This window comes from Desulfocurvus sp. DL1XJH-121 (assembly GCF_054819825.1).
Map to the genome: position 1 here is coordinate 1 of NZ_JBTVWW010000177.1, position 244 is coordinate 244.

Annotated in this window: 1 pseudogene; it reads right to left on the bottom strand. The window is 61.1% G+C overall.

The features are described from left to right. Window positions 1–244, bottom strand: a pseudogene (locus tag ACYYG1_RS17785) (hypothetical protein); the annotation flags it as partial.

Here is a 244-nt window from a genome sequence, read left to right on the forward strand (position 1 = left end):
GGCGTTCAACGATGGTGTAAGCGGGCAGGTAGGGTTTGCCGCTGTCCCAGACGATATTGCCTGCGAGCGCCGCCCCCTTGAACTGTTTGAGCGGCGTGGCCAGCACAGGCAGACCGAAGTCGAATTCGTGGTTGCCCATCACCCAGACGTCGTAGTCAAGCGCGTTGAGGCCCAGCATCATCGGGCTGACGGCCTCCTGTTTGAAGGTTTCGACGAAGTTGCCTTGGATGGTGTCGCCGGCGTC